At 63.0% G+C, this 15,090-nt stretch carries 14 protein-coding genes; 10 read left to right on the forward strand and 4 right to left on the reverse strand.

The features are described 5' to 3' along the window. The 5 genes from I7X09_RS12830 to I7X09_RS12850 are packed head-to-tail and all read left to right on the forward strand — an operon-like array spanning position 1 to position 4,949. A complete protein-coding gene (locus tag I7X09_RS12830) occupies positions 1–807 on the forward strand; it encodes a gamma-glutamyl-gamma-aminobutyrate hydrolase family protein (RefSeq protein WP_234036905.1) in 807 nt (268 codons plus the stop codon). After that, complete coding sequence (locus tag I7X09_RS12835; protein ID WP_021332597.1) at positions 791–1,564, forward strand: SDR family NAD(P)-dependent oxidoreductase; 774 nt, start codon at positions 791–793, stop codon at positions 1,562–1,564. The genes I7X09_RS12830 and I7X09_RS12835 overlap by 17 nt, the downstream gene beginning before the upstream one ends. Continuing rightward, complete coding sequence (locus I7X09_RS12840; RefSeq protein WP_200317143.1) at positions 1,561–2,937, forward strand: glutamine synthetase family protein; 1,377 nt, start codon at positions 1,561–1,563, stop codon at positions 2,935–2,937. The genes I7X09_RS12835 and I7X09_RS12840 overlap by 4 nt, the downstream gene beginning before the upstream one ends. Positions 2,938–2,968: 31 nt before the next feature. Beyond that, entirely contained in the window at positions 2,969–4,432 is a 1,464-nt protein-coding gene (locus I7X09_RS12845) for an aldehyde dehydrogenase family protein (RefSeq protein ID WP_200317145.1), read from the forward strand. Positions 4,433–4,451: 19 nt separating this feature from the next. Next, complete coding sequence (locus tag I7X09_RS12850) at positions 4,452–4,949, forward strand: hypothetical protein (RefSeq protein WP_124567004.1); 498 nt, start codon at positions 4,452–4,454, stop codon at positions 4,947–4,949. Between the two features lie 67 nt (positions 4,950–5,016). Here the strand turns inward: I7X09_RS12850 and I7X09_RS12855 are convergent, their stop codons facing one another. Both I7X09_RS12855 and leuS read right to left on the reverse strand, forming a co-directional pair. Next, entirely contained in the window at positions 5,017–6,465 is a 1,449-nt protein-coding gene (locus I7X09_RS12855) for an MFS transporter (protein ID WP_200317816.1), read from the reverse strand. 337 nt (positions 6,466–6,802) lie between these two features. Continuing rightward, positions 6,803–9,649 carry a leucine--tRNA ligase gene (gene leuS / locus I7X09_RS12860; RefSeq protein WP_200317151.1) on the reverse strand — a complete coding sequence of 949 codons (2,847 nt, stop codon included), beginning with the start codon at positions 9,647–9,649 and terminating at the stop codon, positions 6,803–6,805. 101 nt (positions 9,650–9,750) lie between these two features. On the opposite strand from leuS, the gene I7X09_RS12865 reads away from it, so the two are divergent. After that, a complete protein-coding gene (locus I7X09_RS12865) occupies positions 9,751–10,245 on the forward strand; it encodes an SdpI family protein (protein ID WP_030537477.1) in 495 nt (164 codons plus the stop codon). Positions 10,246–10,250: 5 nt separating this feature from the next. Next, on the forward strand, positions 10,251–11,210 hold the full coding sequence (locus tag I7X09_RS12870; RefSeq protein ID WP_234036906.1) for a DUF1648 domain-containing protein: 960 nt from the start codon (positions 10,251–10,253) through the stop codon (positions 11,208–11,210). Here the strand turns inward: I7X09_RS12870 and I7X09_RS12875 are convergent. Beyond that, positions 11,179–11,874, reverse strand: a complete 696-nt coding sequence (locus tag I7X09_RS12875) for a FadR/GntR family transcriptional regulator (RefSeq protein ID WP_095973466.1) — start codon at positions 11,872–11,874, stop codon at positions 11,179–11,181. The genes I7X09_RS12870 and I7X09_RS12875 overlap by 32 nt on opposite strands. A 162-nt stretch (positions 11,875–12,036) precedes the next feature. On the opposite strand from I7X09_RS12875, the gene I7X09_RS12880 reads away from it, so the two are divergent. The 3 genes from I7X09_RS12880 (at position 12,037) to I7X09_RS12890 (ending at position 14,429) form a co-directional block, all read left to right on the forward strand. Continuing rightward, positions 12,037–13,206 carry an MFS transporter gene (locus I7X09_RS12880; protein ID WP_200317152.1) on the forward strand — a complete coding sequence of 390 codons (1,170 nt, stop codon included), beginning with the start codon at positions 12,037–12,039 and terminating at the stop codon, positions 13,204–13,206. A 4-nt stretch (positions 13,207–13,210) separates the two neighbouring features. Then, positions 13,211–14,191 (forward strand): bile acid:sodium symporter family protein, encoded by a 981-nt coding sequence (locus tag I7X09_RS12885; RefSeq protein WP_095973468.1) that lies wholly within the window; start codon positions 13,211–13,213, stop codon positions 14,189–14,191. Between the two features lie 73 nt (positions 14,192–14,264). Then, a complete protein-coding gene (locus I7X09_RS12890) occupies positions 14,265–14,429 on the forward strand; it encodes a hypothetical protein (protein WP_172436805.1) in 165 nt (54 codons plus the stop codon). Between the two features lie 28 nt (positions 14,430–14,457). On the opposite strand, the gene I7X09_RS12895 is transcribed toward I7X09_RS12890, so the two are convergent. Further along, a complete protein-coding gene (locus I7X09_RS12895; RefSeq protein WP_200317153.1) occupies positions 14,458–15,063 on the reverse strand; it encodes a YqgE/AlgH family protein in 606 nt (201 codons plus the stop codon). Positions 15,064–15,090 lie beyond the last annotated feature (27 nt).

Here is a 15,090-nt window from a genome sequence, read left to right on the forward strand (position 1 = left end):
ATGACCCAATTCACGATGACGGCGGAGGCACTCCCCGCCATGCCCCTGATCGGAGTCACCGGCCGGGTCGACCGCGGCGGGCCGTCACTACCCAACGTCGTCGGCGACGCGTTGATGGAAATGTTCTTCACCGATTTTCCCTCGAAAATCCGCGCGGCCGGTGGTCAACCGATCCTGCTGAGTATCCACAGTGATCCGCGCCGAATCGTCGAGCATCTCGACGCCCTCGTACTCAGCGGTGGTTCCGACGTGGACCCCAGGCGATACGGGCGCACCCCCGGACCAAACTCCTCGATGATCGACCCCGCTCGGGACGAATTCGAGTTCTCCCTGGTCGATGCGGCCTGGGAAATCGGACTGCCGATCCTGGGTGTGTGTCGAGGACACCAGGTCGTCAACGTCGCGCGCGGGGGCACACTGATTGCCGACCTTCCGACCGACGCCGGTGAGGCACACAGTTTCTTCGGTTACCCGCGTTCGTACCGACCGCAACACGTCGCTCTGGAATCCGGTTCCGTCCCACACAGTCTGTTCGGCAACAGCATTCACGTGAACAGCCTTCACCACCAAGCCGTGGACGCCCCGGGGAACGGCCTTCGGATCGTCGGACGCGCGCTCGACGGCGTCGCCGAAGCCATCCAGGCCGACGATCGCCCCGTGGTGGGCGTGCAGTGGCACCCCGAATTCTTCGTCGACATCGACCCGCTCTTCTCGTGGCTCGTCGACGCTGCAACCTCTCACCAGACCGATCCTTCACGCCAGACCGATCCTTACAGAATGGAAGACAACAATGTCACGTACGCATGAGAACAAGGTCGCCCTCATCACCGGTGCAGGTTCCGGAATCGGCCGCGGTATCGCACTGCGCCTCGCCTCCGATGGTGCCCGCGTCGCGGTCGTTGACCTTCACATCGAAAGTGCAAAAGAGACCGTCGCACTGATCGAATCGCAGTACGGCACACCCGCGCTCGCTCTCGAGGCCGACGTGCGCGACCGCGCCGCCGTGAGCGCCGCTTTCGAGGCCACCGTCGCCGAATGGGGACGCTTCGACTACCTCGTCAACAACGCCGGTCTGATCACGATGAGTTCTCTGGAGAACCTCACCGACGAAGAGTGGGATCTCGTCCTCGACGTCAATCTCAAGGGCATGTTCATCGTCACGCAGATCGCCACCCCGTACTTCCGCGACGGCAACAGCGGCGCTGTGGTGAACTTGTCGACGGTGGAAGCGGACGTCGTCGTGTCCTCTCAGGGCTTCGCCCAGGTCCACTACAACGCGTCGAAGGGTGGAGTGAAGATGCTGACGAAGGCTCTGGCCGTCGAACTCTCGCGGTACAACGTACGGGTCAACGCAATCGCCCCGGGCCCGGTCCCCACCGCCTTCCTACCTGGCATCGACGTCTCCTCCGGCGAAGTTCTCGACTTCATGAAGTCCAGGCTCCTGGTGCCGCGCGTCGGACGCCCCGAGGACATGGGTGCTGCAGTCTCCTTCCTCCTGTCCGACGACGCCTCCTACATCAGTGGGGTCCAGCTGCCCGTCGACGGCGGATGGCTCGCCCGATGAAAGGCCGGCTCACCACAGCCGAGCTGGCCGAGTCCGACATCGACACCGTCCTCATCGCCGGTATCGACCTCTACGGACGATTGATCGGCAAGCGGGTCCCGACGCGAATTTTCCTCGGGAACATCGACGAGGGCCTGCATGTGTGCACCTGCGTATATGCCTGGGATGCCAACCAGCGCATGGACAAACTGGTTGTCGACTACGCCGGCGGGCACACCGGCTGGCACGACTTCCGCTTGCGCCCTGATCTGGGAACACTACGACGCGCGTCGTGGCTGGAATCCACTGCCATCGTCATCGCCGACTCGGTAGACGAACACACCGGCGAGCTGGTCCCGATCGCACCGCGCACGATCCTGCGCAAACAGATCGACAAGCTCGAATCCGACGGTCACACCGTCTATGCGGCAACGGAACTCGAGTTTCACCTCTATCGGGGTACCCCCGACGCGTTGAGGCGAAGCGGCTATCGGGATCTCGAACCCACCACCCTGGTGCCCTCGGACTACACCATCACCGCCGGCAATGCGATGGAACCCTTCTTCCGCAAGGTACGAACCGCCCTGGAGGAGAGCGCAATTCCCGTCGAGGTCTCTCAGGTCGAGTACGGGCTGGGCCAGTGGGAGATCAACCTCGAATACGGAACGGCTCTCGAGATGGCCGACCGCCATGTGCTCTTCAAGCAGGTGGTCCACGATGTCGCGGCGGCGGAAGGGCTCACTGCGACCTTCATGGCACGCCCGAGCACCGACGGCATGGGCTCGTCGTGTCATATTCACGCGTCCATGCGTAGCGACGACACCTTCCCGTTCCACGACGAAAACGCAGAAAACACGGCGAGTGCCGAACTGCTGCAAGCGGTCGGCGGCGTTCTCGAACATTGTCCGGAACTCATGCTGTTCTACACGCCGACCATCAACTCGATGCGCCGGACCAGAGCCAGCCACGACTTCTCGGGGAACGGCTTGACCTGGGGTTTCGACAACAGGACGACTACCTGCCGACTCATTACCGGGGCGCCGTCCGCCAACCGTCTCGAAATGAGGCTGCCAGGGGCGGACGCAAATCCGTATCTCGCACTCGCCGCCGTTCTGGCGTCGATGAACGACGGCCTGAGCCGAAAGCTCGATCCCGGCGCACCGGTACGACGCGACGGGTACAGCGACACGGACACACTCGAGAAGGTGAAGCAGCAACCGCTGCCCAGCACACTCGACGAGGCGGCGCGTGCGCTCGAAGCCAGTGAGTTCGCACTCGCGGCGTTCGGCGCCGAGGTCGTGTCGCACTACGCGGCTGTCGCCAAGGACGAATGGGATTCCTTCATGTCCGCGGTCACCGACTGGGAACGCGAACGCTACCTCGACAACATCTGACCTACACACGATTTCGCCACGAAGGACAGTCATGACCACTTCATGCTCACTCGTGCCCCAGAACAACACGATCGACGGAAACGTCGAACCACCAGCTGTCGAACTCGGCGAATTTCTCACCGATCCCGACACCGGAGAGAAACTGCAAGCCCAACTCTCGTCTTCCGCCGATCAGGTGGAGAGGGCAATCACCGCCGCGACAGAACTCCATCGATCGGGTGTCTGGACCCGTCGATCGGTAGCCGACCGAGTGCTCTTACTCGAGAGAACTGCCGAACTTGTCGAGGAACGAACAACGGCGATCGCTCGTGAGGACTCAAAGAACAACGGTCTCCCCCTATCGATCAGCACGCTGTTCGCGGGCGGACTTCCCGATCTGTTCCGTAGTGCTGCAAAGCATCTGGAAGACTCCTCGGGGTTCGAGCAGTTGGCGTCGGGCGCACAATTACATCGGCTGGCTTGGGGCCCGACCGCTGTGATCGCACCGTGGAATGCACCGAGCTTCATCACCGCGAAGAAGACCGCATTCGCATTGGCCGCGGGCGCTCCTGTCATCGCCAAGCCCGCCAACTGGGCTCCGTCGGGCCCCAATGTGCTCGCCGAGGCGATCTCGCGTGCCATTGCCGAACTCGACGCACCGAAAGCTCTGTTTCAACTCGTTCACGGCGGCGGGGACGTCGGGCATCTACTGGCCGCCGATCGACGAATCCGAGCACTGGCGTTCACCGGCGGCCGAGCAGCCGGCAGTTCCATCGCCGCTGCGGCCTCGGCCGACTTCAAGGCGCTTCAACTCGAACTCGGCAGCAACAATCCCGTGATCGTCCGCGCCGACGCCGATATCGATCTGACTGCGACCGCACTCGTCGACGGGTTCACCAAACTCAACGGGCAATGGTGTGAGAGTCCGGGAAGCGTCTTCGTGCCACCACACCTTCACGACCGTCTTGTCGACGCAATACTCGACCGCACGGCTGAAATCGCGCTCGGGCGAACCGGTGACGACAACACTACGATGGGTCCGCAGGCGAACGAGCCTCAACTGCAACGAATGCGCGCGACTGTCGACTTCCTCCACGGCGTGGGCGGCACAGCTGTCTCGAGCACTCCTGTGCCGGACCTTTCCGGATGGTTCTTCCCTCCGACAGTGGTGCACGGGATCTCGTCGGAGCACACCAAGACGGAGACCTTCGGACCGATCCTGACCGTGCACCGCGCGTCAACCGACGAGCAGGCACTGCTCGAGGCGAACGCTCTCGATACCGGCCTGGCCGGTTACGTGTTCGGTGCGGACGTCGACGCCGCTCGTGAACTTGCGACCCGGATCGAGTGCGGCGAGAACAAGATCAACAGCACCAGTCTCCTGGACCTCGACGACCACTCGACCCAGAGTTTCTGGGGCGGAAGCGGTATCGGCGCACACGGCGACAAAGAGCTTCTCGACTTCTTCCGGGGATCGCGAATCGTCGGTGTCGATGCGCCCGAACTGCCTCTCTGAGCCGAAAGAGGTCGTGGGAATGGGTGAACCGACACGGGTTGGCACCATGGTCGTCGAATGCCATGACACCGCAGCAGTTCTCGCCCGTATTTCTTCGCTGGGGTGGAAGCTCGGCGTCGAGGTCGTCAGTCTGTCGACGTGGGTGTCCGTGACATCGCCGGGAGTCAGCGGGATGTCGATCGCATACAGTTGCCCGGCAACGATTTCCGACGCCATGTTGATCAAGCGTCTCAACAAGATCGTCGGGATAGTTCGAATCAAGACGGACCACGGTCCGTTCGTTCCGGTGACACCACAGGTCGGCCTACACGTCACCGCGACTTTCCAACGCGTCGATCCAGTCGCGCTCGTGGCGTACCGGCACGGCGCAACCGTGTGCAGTCAGGCGAACAACGTTCTGTCGGTTCAACTCACCACTACCCGATCGATCGCGGACACATTCGTCTCTGATCTGGCACAAGTTGCAGAGCGTCCGCTGCGGGGTGAGATCTCGCTGCAGAAGATTCATCTTGCATGACGTCGAGGTGCGACCATGGAGACGTGCGGCTACGGGCGTTGGCTCGTAGCCGCAGGTCATCGCATGATCAGTGAGCCGGAAGGAGGGACGTCTCCTGCGCCGCGCCGTCCTCCGCACCGATCTGGACGATATTTCGCGGCAGGAACACAGCTGCGATCGCGCCGAGAACCGCTGCAGCAGCACCGATCAGGAACGCGATGCGCATGCCCTCGTCGGTGTAGAACACAGCACCCTCCATCGCCATCGCGATGTGCGAGTTCAAGACCGTGAAAGCGATGACAGGAAGCACCGCGGGGAAGATGCTCTGGAAGACCGCAACCATGCTCGCCGTGGTTGCCTGCAACTGCGGCGGCACTGCTTCGATGAGCAGGTTCGGGATGGAGGCGTAGCCCATACCCATACCGACGCCGAATATTCCGGCAAAGATGATGAGCAGCGGCTTGTTGTCGTGAATGGTAGCCGTCAAGGTGAATCCGACTGCCATGAGGATCATTCCGATGATCATCAGCAAGCGCGGCCGGATGTTGCGGCCCACGAGGAAGCCCACGATCAAACCACCGACCACCACCATGCCACCCAGCGGCGCCTGGAAGATCGCGAATCCTTCTGCCGTGACACCGAATCCGTATCCCAGGCCGAGAACTGCGGGGGTCATCACCATCATCGGCAGCAGAATCGTGAAGACTCCCGACGCGCCGTAGCAGAACCCGGCTCCGACGGCGGTGAGCATCACCGAACGCTTGCCGAAGTAGCGCAGGTCGATCAAGGGTTCACGGATGGCCCGGGCAGAGGCAACCCACGCCACCAGCAGTGCGACGCCGCCGATCAGATAGGCCAGTGTCGAGCCGTTCTTCCAGCCCCAGGTCGGCCCGAAGCTGACGCCGATCAGAATTCCGGCGATGCCCGATCCGAGCAGTACCGCACCGATCAGATCCAGCGAAGAGCGCAGTCGCACAGCTGATTCCGCCGTCGAAGCGAAAATCATTCCACCGAGCAGAACCAAACCGATGACGAAGAACCAGAAGATGCTCCGGAACCCGTGGTTGTCGATCAACCAACCGGTGAGGAACGGCGCCGGAATAGCGATCAGGCCCATGCCGGAGGTCGCGATACTGACCGCCAGAGCAACGGTTTTCGGCGGAAACACGTCGCGGATGAGGGAGTAGCTCAAGAACAGGCAGGGGACTAGTAGGCCCGTCAGCGACCGGCCCAGAATCAGGACGGCATAACTGGGCGCAACCGCCGAAATGAAGGATCCGACCGCCGCGCCGGCGACCGCCAGGAGCAGGACTTTTCGTTTGCCGTACATATCGGCGAGCTTGCCGAGCAGTGGAGACGCTACCGCGCCGAGCAGCAGGAACGACGTGAGCAGCCAGGCTCCCTGCGTCGTTTGATAATGCACCGAGATGGCGGGCAGCGCAGTGGAAATCATCATGTAGCTCACCGCGAGCATTTCGAGAAGTAGAACGATCGACGCCAGCGAGAACACCAGTCGCGGAGTCCACCGCTCCGGCATCGACGTCGATTCGGGCAGACTGGGAGACGAACCGTCGCTGTGGACATGAGACGCCATGGCTGGAGAATCCTTTCGGGACATCTGCGAATTCGATTGACCCCCTGCCGAATACCGTCGGCCGGGGCCTTGCGGGGAAGTGCAGTGGAACGACAGCTACCGTTCTCGGCAACGTGTTACCTGCATCACAGCCCTCGCGTCGAACACGCGCTACAGAATGTTCCGCGGAGCGGGACAATCAGGACAAGGTCTGATTGTCGCCCCAGATGCAGCCCCAGATACGACTGTGCGCCGTTTCGGTAGCGGTAACTACCAAAACGGCGCACAGAGGCCGAAGGCCTTAGAGAACTATGTTCACCATCTTGCCCGGCACAACGATCACCTTGCGTGGTGCGTTGCCCTCGAGCAGCGCGACGATCTTCTCGTCGGCCAGGGCGATCTCCTCGACAGCCTTGCGATCGGCATCCGCCGGCACGCTGATGCGGCTACGAACCTTGCCGTTGACCTGGATCGGGTACTCGACGGTGTCCTCGACAAGCCACTTCTCCTCGACAGCGGGGAAGGGGCCGTGCGCAAGAGATTCCGTGTGTCCCAGACGCGACCACAGCTCCTCCGCGAGGTGCGGCGCCAGGGGAGCGAGCATCAGCACCAAAGGTTCGACGGCAGCACGGGGCGCGCCACCCGGGAAGGCCTTGGTGAGGTGGTTGTTGTACTCGATCAGCTTCGCAGCGGCCGTGTTGTCGCGCAGCGCCGTGTAATCCTCGATGACACCGGAAATCGCCTTGTTGAGCGCACGCAGCGTCTCCTCACCGGGTGCTTCGTCGGTGACACGGGGCTTGCCGGTTTCCTCGTCGATGACGACGCGCCACACGCGCTGCAGGAATCGCGCAGCACCGACGACATCCTTGGTCGCCCACGGACGCGAGGTGTCCAGCGGACCCATCGACATCTCGTACACACGCAGGGTGTCTGCACCGAACTCGGCGCAGATCTCGTCCGGCGCAACGGCATTCTTCAGGCTCTTGCCCATCTTGCCGTACTCGCGGTTGACCTCGGCGCCCTCGTAGAAGAACTTGCCGTCACGCTCGACGACGTCTTCTGCGGGCACGTAGACGCCGCGGGCATCGGTGTACGCGAATGCCTGGATGTAGCCCTGGTTGTAGAGGCGGCGGTACGGCTCGCTCGAGGACACGTAGCCCAGGTCGAACAGGACCTTGTGCCAGAAGCGCGAGTACAGCAGATGCAGCACCGCATGCTCGACGCCGCCGACGTACAGGTCGACTCCACCGGGATCGTTGGGGCCGTGCAGTTCCGGACGGGGACCCGTCCAGTACGCCTCGTTCTGCGGGTCGCAGAAGGCGTCCTGGTTGGTGGGGTCGATGTAACGCAGCTGGTACCACGAGCTGCCCGCCCACTGCGGCATGACATTGGTGTCGCGGTGGTAGGTCTGCAGTCCGTCGCCGAGATCGAGCTCGACGTTGACCCAGTCGGTCGCCTTGTTCAGCGGGGGAGAGGGCTCGGAGTTGGCGTCGTCCGGATCGAAGGACACGGGTGCGTAGTCCTCGACCTCCGGAAGCACCACGGGCAGAGCCGAATCCGGCAGGGCGTGCGCGTTGCCGTCCGCGTCGTAGACGATCGGGAAAGGCTCACCCCAGTAACGCTGACGCGCGAAGAGCCAGTCGCGCAGCTTGTACTGGATGGTGCCCTTGCCCTGCCCGCTCTCCTCGAGGCGGCTGATGACGGTCGCCTTGGCCTCGGCCACGTCCAGACCGTCGAGGTAGTCGGAGTTCACCAGCGCGCCGTCGCCCGAATACGGCGCCTCCGAAACATTGCCACCGGCAATAACTTCGAGAATCTCCAGACCGAACGCGTTCGCGAACTCCCAGTCACGGTGATCGTGTCCCGGAACTGCCATGATCGCGCCGGTGCCGTAGCCGGTCAGCACGTAGTCGGCGATGAAGATCGGGACCTTGTGGCCGTTGACCGGATTGACGGCGTAGGAACCGAGGAAGACGCCCGTCTTCTCCTTGTTTTCCTGACGCTCCAGGTCGGTCTTGGCGGCAATCGACTTACGGTATGCAGCAACAGCTTCCGCCGGCGTCGTGGCACCGCCGGTCCAGCGTGCGTCGACACCTTCGGGCCACTCGTCCGCGACGAGCTTGTCCACCAAGTCGTGCTCAGGAGCCAGCGTCACATAGGTGGCGCCGAATAGCGTGTCAGGGCGCGTCGTGAACACATCGACGCCGTACTGGCCTGCGGCAAAGGTAACTTCGGCGCCGTAGGAGCGTCCGATCCAGTTGCGCTGCATGGCCTTGACCTTGTCCGGCCAATCCAGGTACTCCAGGTCGTCGACCAGGCGATCGGAGTACGCGGTGATGCGCATCATCCACTGCTGGAGGTGCTTGCGGAAGACCGGGAAGTTTCCGCGGTCACTACGACCGTCGGCGGTAACTTCCTCGTTGGCCAGCACGGTCCCCAAACCGGGGCACCAGTTGACCATCGAATCCGACTGGTAGACAAGGCGGTACGAATCCAGAACCTTGGCCTTTTCGGCCACTGTCAGCGATGTCCACTCGCGTCCGTCTTCCAGAGCGCGCTCACCGGAATCGAACTCGGCTTCCAGCTCGGAGATACGACGGGCCTTACCGGCGGCCTTGTCGTACCAGGCGCCGTGGATCTGCAGGAAGATCCACTGCGTCCAGTGGTAGAAGTCGACGTCGGTGGTCGCGAGGCTACGACGCTCGTCGTGTCCCAGACCCAGGCGTCGCAGCTGGCGCTTCATGTTGGCGATGTTGGACTCGGTGGTGGTCCGCGGGTGGGTGCCCGTCTGCACGGCGTACTGCTCGGCCGGGAGCCCGAAGGCGTCGTAGCCGAGGGTGTGCAGGACATTGCGGCCCTGCATGCGATGGAAGCGCGCGAAGACGTCCGTGGCGATGTATCCGAGTGGGTGACCGACGTGCAGGCCCGAACCCGAGGGGTACGGGAACATGTCCTGAACGAAGAGCTTGTCGGCAGGAACACCGTCGGGCGAGGAGAGCGGACCGACCGGATTGGGCGCGTTGAACGTGCCTTCCTCACTCCAGCGGTCCTGCCAGTGCTGCTCGATCTGGCCGGCGAGCTCCGCGGTGTAGCGGTGCTGCGGAGTTGCGTCGGCTGGTGAATCGGGGGACTGCGGAGACTCGGTCACTGTGGTCGCTATCTACTTGGCTGACGGAAATACCGATAACCAGGGTAGAGCCTGCGCGACCCTGGCATACCATCAACTCCACTCGCGCCTATCCTGTATGGGTGATCGTTGTCGCTGTGGTGCTATTCGTGCTCGCTGTCGCCGTCGGTGGAGTTGCTGTCGCCGGACTGATCGGCAAACTCCCGCGCAACCGCTGGGCCGGTGTCCGCACCGAAGATTCCCTGCGGAGCGAGGAGTCGTTCGCCCTCGCCAACAAGGTGGCCGGTCCGACCATGCTCGCGGCCGCCGGAATGTTGGTCATCGGCGGAGTCGCAGCATTGACCATCGGCGGAGTCTTCGGCGTCGCGGTCGCGATCATCGCCGTCGTCGTCGCCGTTCTCACGGCCGGTTTCGGTGGAGGCATCGGTGCCCGCGCTGCCGCCGCACTCCCACAGCAGAGCGGATGCGGTAACGACTGCAACTGCGGCGGACACTCCGAGCCTGCCGCAGACGAGCCGGTGGCGGAGACCCCCGAGGCCAAGGCGAACGCTGCCGCTTGCGGCACCGCTTCCTGCGGTGCCTGCGCGCTCAAGGATGCTTGCCAGCCGGCTCATTGATTCACGTGAAACATCGCGTGGTCGACCCGGCCGGGGTCGTATTCGGGCTAGTCGTTCCGCTGTTGTGTGCGGTCTTCGGCTTCGTCCTGACAAAAATGTGGGAGCCTCGCCTCCCGGAGCAGATCGCGACTCACTGGACCACTACCTCGCCGGACGGCTTCTCCACCCCGTCTTCCAACGCGTGGACCATCGCACTTCTGACGCTGCTCTTCGGTGGCGGTCTCAGCGCAATTGCCGCTCTTGCTCCCGCGATGTTGATGATGCGTCGATTCATGTTGGTTGTCGGACTGAGCCTGGTCGGGCTCATCACGACAGTGAACTTCGCTCTGCTCTACACCCAACTCGATGTCACCGATCCGACTACGACGTCACTCCCGCTGTGGTCTCTCGGTGTCGGCTTTGTCGTCGGCGCGGTGCTGGGTTGGATCGGTGCCTCATTCCTGCGCGACTACCGCGGCCGCACGCTTGCCGCGACCAAACCATCGGCCGGGTTGCCTCGAAGCAGCTGCCCCCTACCCATCTCCGACGACGTCGGATTCAGCACCAAAGGCTCGGCGATCCTCACTGCGATCACTCTGGCACCCGGAGTCGTCATGGCGTTGTCGATGCGGTCACTCTGGCCGCTGTTCATCTTCGGTGCACTCGGACTGCTCGTCGTCAGCCTGGTTCGCTTCCGGGTGATCGTCGACGAACGGGAAATTCGGGTGATCAACATGGGGATGGCTGCGATGACCTACGGCATCGACGAAGTTGTCGAAGCCGACGTCGCGGAGATCAAACCGTTCGCGGACTTCGGCGGCTGGGGACTCAAGACCAAGGGTCGTCGCAACTACGGCGTCGTCACCCGCACCGGGCCGGCGGTGGTTGTCACCTTCGCTGGTGGCGACCGGCTCACGATCACGACACCGAAGGCCGAAGACATCGCCGGGTCCCTCAACCGAGTGGCCGACGCCCGGACTCGGTAACCGCCGAGCCTGAGCCGATCGCTTCCTGAGTCTTTTCCAGGTACCCACACGCCGCCGCCCTGGCTTTGCTGACATCTCGTTCGGCAATTGCTTCGGCGACTCCCCGGTGATGCGAGGACGTCAGCGACGGCGGATGCACCCCTTCGGTCACCTCGTAGGTGGCGCGAACGGTTTCGAGGATCCCAGCAAACAGATCTTTCAGAACCGGATTGTGAGCGGCATCGACGACGGCAATGTGAAATGCGAGATCCACGTCGACGAAGTTCTCCGCTGGGACGTCACGCTTGGCGGCCAGCTCACGAAGTGTCCGAACATCGTCGGCGCTGCGACGCTCACACGCCAAGCGGACTGCTTCCATCTCGAGCGCACGACGCACTTCGAAGACGTATTTCATCTCGTCGACGGACGCGTGTTTGCCGAGCAGGCCGCCGATGTCGGTCCGAGCACGCACGAAGGTCCCTGATCCGCGACGGATCTCGAGGACTCCCGTCGACGTCAGTGTCTTGATCGCTTCGCGCACGGTGTTCCGGCCGACGCCGAGAACACTCATCAACTCCGGCTCGGTCGGAACCCGGTTGCCGACGGTCCAGGCGCCGTCGGAGATCTGCGCGCGCATCCAGTCGAGGGATTGCTCGTACGCGGACTCCTTGCGAACAACGGTCATCTACTCATCCTCACAGCATTCGCGGCGATCATTCCACTCACCTACGATACGTAGGACGACCCACGTATTTTCGAACTCAGTCTTCAGGAGGGGCTTCCCACGTCCGCCACCGCTGTCGCTACCGAACAACGCACACGCCGCACCAACCGACACTTCTACGGCGTGGGCTATGCCCTCACCGTGATCCTTCTGGGCGCGAACATGCCCACCTCCGTCTACGGGCTGTACCGGACCGAGTTCGGGTTCACGCCCACCGTCCAGACGCTCATCTACGGCGTCTACGTCGCCGGCCTCGTTCCGGCGTTGCTCTTCTTCGGACCGCTGTCCGACGCCCTCGGTCGACGCACCGTGCTTCTGGCTGCGCTCGCACTGAGCGTCGTCGGCACGCTCGTCCTGGCATTCGCCGACGCGACGGTGTGGTTGTTCGTCGGACGCGTCGCTCAGGGCATCGCGGTTGGCGCGGCCAGTGCGGCGGGTAGTGCCGCACTGGTGGAGCAGGAACCGACGTTCGATCACCGGCGGGCAGCGCTCGTCTCGACGGTGACGGGTGCGCTGGGCGGTGCACTCGGACCACTCGTGTCCGGTGCGATCGCCCAGTACCTTCCGCAGCCACTGCGGTTGCCGTATCTGATCTTCCTTGTCGCGTTCATCCCGGCACTGATCGTGTTGCTGCTGCTGCCGCGGATCGGGGACGTCACACGCCCGAAGCGGTTCTTCCAGATGCCGCATGTTCCCGCCACCATTCGAGAGACGTTCTGGCTCAGCTCGCTCGCCGTCGCGCTGTCGTGGGGCGCAGTCGGGCTCTTCCAGTCGGTGGTCCCGTCGTGGATGACCAGCCTGCTGAACATCGACAACCTTCTGCTCGGCGGTGGGGCAGCCGCACTGGTCATGATCTGCTCGGTGATCGCGCAACTCGGCGGAAGCCGCATGGACCCGAGGGCGTCCGTCACCGTCGGCCTGGGAATCCTCGCCCTCGGAATGATCGGGTTGCCCGTGGTCGATCTCGTACCCAGCCTCGCGCTGCTGGGCGCCATCACCGTCGTGGTCGGCGCCGGGCACGGTCTGGCGTTTGCCGGCGGCATGAAGCGCGTCAACGCCGCCGCCCGGACCCACGCACGCGAGAGCCACGGCGGAGTTCTGGCCGCGTTCTTCACCGTCAGCTACGCGGGACTCGCGATCCCGTCGATCATCGCGGGTATCGCCATCACCATCCAAGGAATGCAGACGGCCATCATCGAGCTGTCGATCGTCGGGACGCTGCTGTGCCTGGCCGTGATGGGCTTCAACCTTCGTGGGGCTCGAGAGCCCGTCGACGCACGCCGTTATCCTTAGCCAGGTGAAGTTTCTCAGTAGGTTCTACATCGACGGGTTCATCCTCGGCATCATCATCGCCGGCGTGCTCGGAAGTGTGTTCCCGGTATCGGGTACCGCGGAGAGCATTCTGAACTGGGCCACCAAGATCGCCATCGGCTTCCTGTTCCTGCTCTACGGCGCACGGCTCTCACCGCAGGAAGCCTGGAAGGGCGTCAAGCACTGGCGACTGCACACCGTCGTCCTTGCCGCGACATTTGTGCTCTTCCCGTTGATCGGCCTAGCTCTGCGATTCCTGTCGCCGACCCTGATCAGCGACGACCTCTACACCGGCCTCCTCTACATGTGCCTCGTTCCGTCGACGGTTCAGTCGTCGATCGCGTTCACCTCGATCGCCAAGGGAAACGTCGCCGGCGCGATCGTCAGTGCGTCGTTCTCCAACCTGATCGGCGTCTTCGTCACGCCGCTGCTGGTGGTTCTGCTGATGAACACCACCGGCCAGGCGACCGTCGACTTCTCGTCGATCCTCGACATCGTCGTGCAGCTGCTGATCCCGTTCATCGTCGGTCAGCTGATCCGCCCGCTGGTGATCGGATGGCTGCAGAAGTACGCCGAACCCACCAAGTACGTCGATCGTGGATCGATCATCCTTGTTGTCTTCGCCGCCTTCAGTGAAAGCATGAAAGAGGGGATCTGGAGCACCGTCACGATCTGGCAGATCGTGATCCTCACAATCGTGTGCTGCCTGATCCTCGCGCTGGTTCTCGGCGTCACTGCCTTCGCGGGGCGCAAACTCGGCTTCGATCTTCCCGATCAGATCGTCATCATCTTCTGCGGGTCGAAGAAGTCCTTGGCAACGGGCCTACCGATGGCGGCCGTGCTGTTCGCGGGCCAGCCCGTCGGCCTGATCGTGTTGCCGCTGATGATCTTCCATCAGATCCAACTGATCGTCTGTGCTGCCATGGCGCAACGCTTCGCGAATCGGGATCCGGTGAGCGTCAGCTAGCGAGCAACGCGTCCCGGGTCGCGTCGACGCAGCCACAACCGCGCTGCAGTTCAGCACAATCGATGGACAACGCATGGCGACTCGATGCCAGGTCGACACAGTTCACCCCGGTGCATTCGAGCGATCCGTCGACATGTCGCAGCAGAGAATCGTGGCAGTGATCGACATCCGAAACACAATCCGCGCACTGGATCTGACGCTCAGCGATCATTACTGCCACCTCTCTCGAAAACGATGACACAGGAATATCATCGACCTCCGACAGATCAGTTCCGTTCGACCTCGATGGGGTGACTGGCCAGCATCGCTACGGGCAGCGGCTGGCGTCGTAGCACCCGTGCCCAGAAATCGACTCGGGGCGGCGTCAGCACATCCGACGGCAGTGAGCTGATCACCATCCAGTCTTCACGCTCGAGCTCCGAATCCAGCTGCCCCAGAGTCCAACCCGAGTACCCGGCAAAAATGCGGATCCCTTCGACCAGAGGAGCGATCACCTCCGGGTCCGAGTCCAGATCCACCATGACTACCTTGCCGTCCACCCGCCGCAGGCCGGCGACGCCGTCGATCCGTGCACCGTTGCGAGCGATTCCCAGGCAAAGCGCCGAGTCACGCTTGACTGGTCCACCGATGTACAGCGCCGAAGGATGCGCGGTCAACGGCGCCCACTGCGGCAACACGTTCTGCACGGCCGTCTCACTCGGCCGATTGACGACGACGCCCAAGCTCCCGGCGTCGTTGTGCTCGATCATGTAGATGACGGTGCGGCGAAATGCAGGTTCCGTGAGATCGGTCGACGACACCAACAAACTGCCCGGACGAACCTCCGGTTCTATCCAGGCCATTCGATCCTCGGGTTCTTCTGCGTGCGCCACAAAGACATCATCTCACCGACAACTGCG

The organism is Rhodococcus sp. P-2, from assembly GCF_016598535.1.
Taxonomy (GTDB): domain Bacteria; phylum Actinomycetota; class Actinomycetes; order Mycobacteriales; family Mycobacteriaceae; genus Rhodococcus_F; species Rhodococcus_F baikonurensis.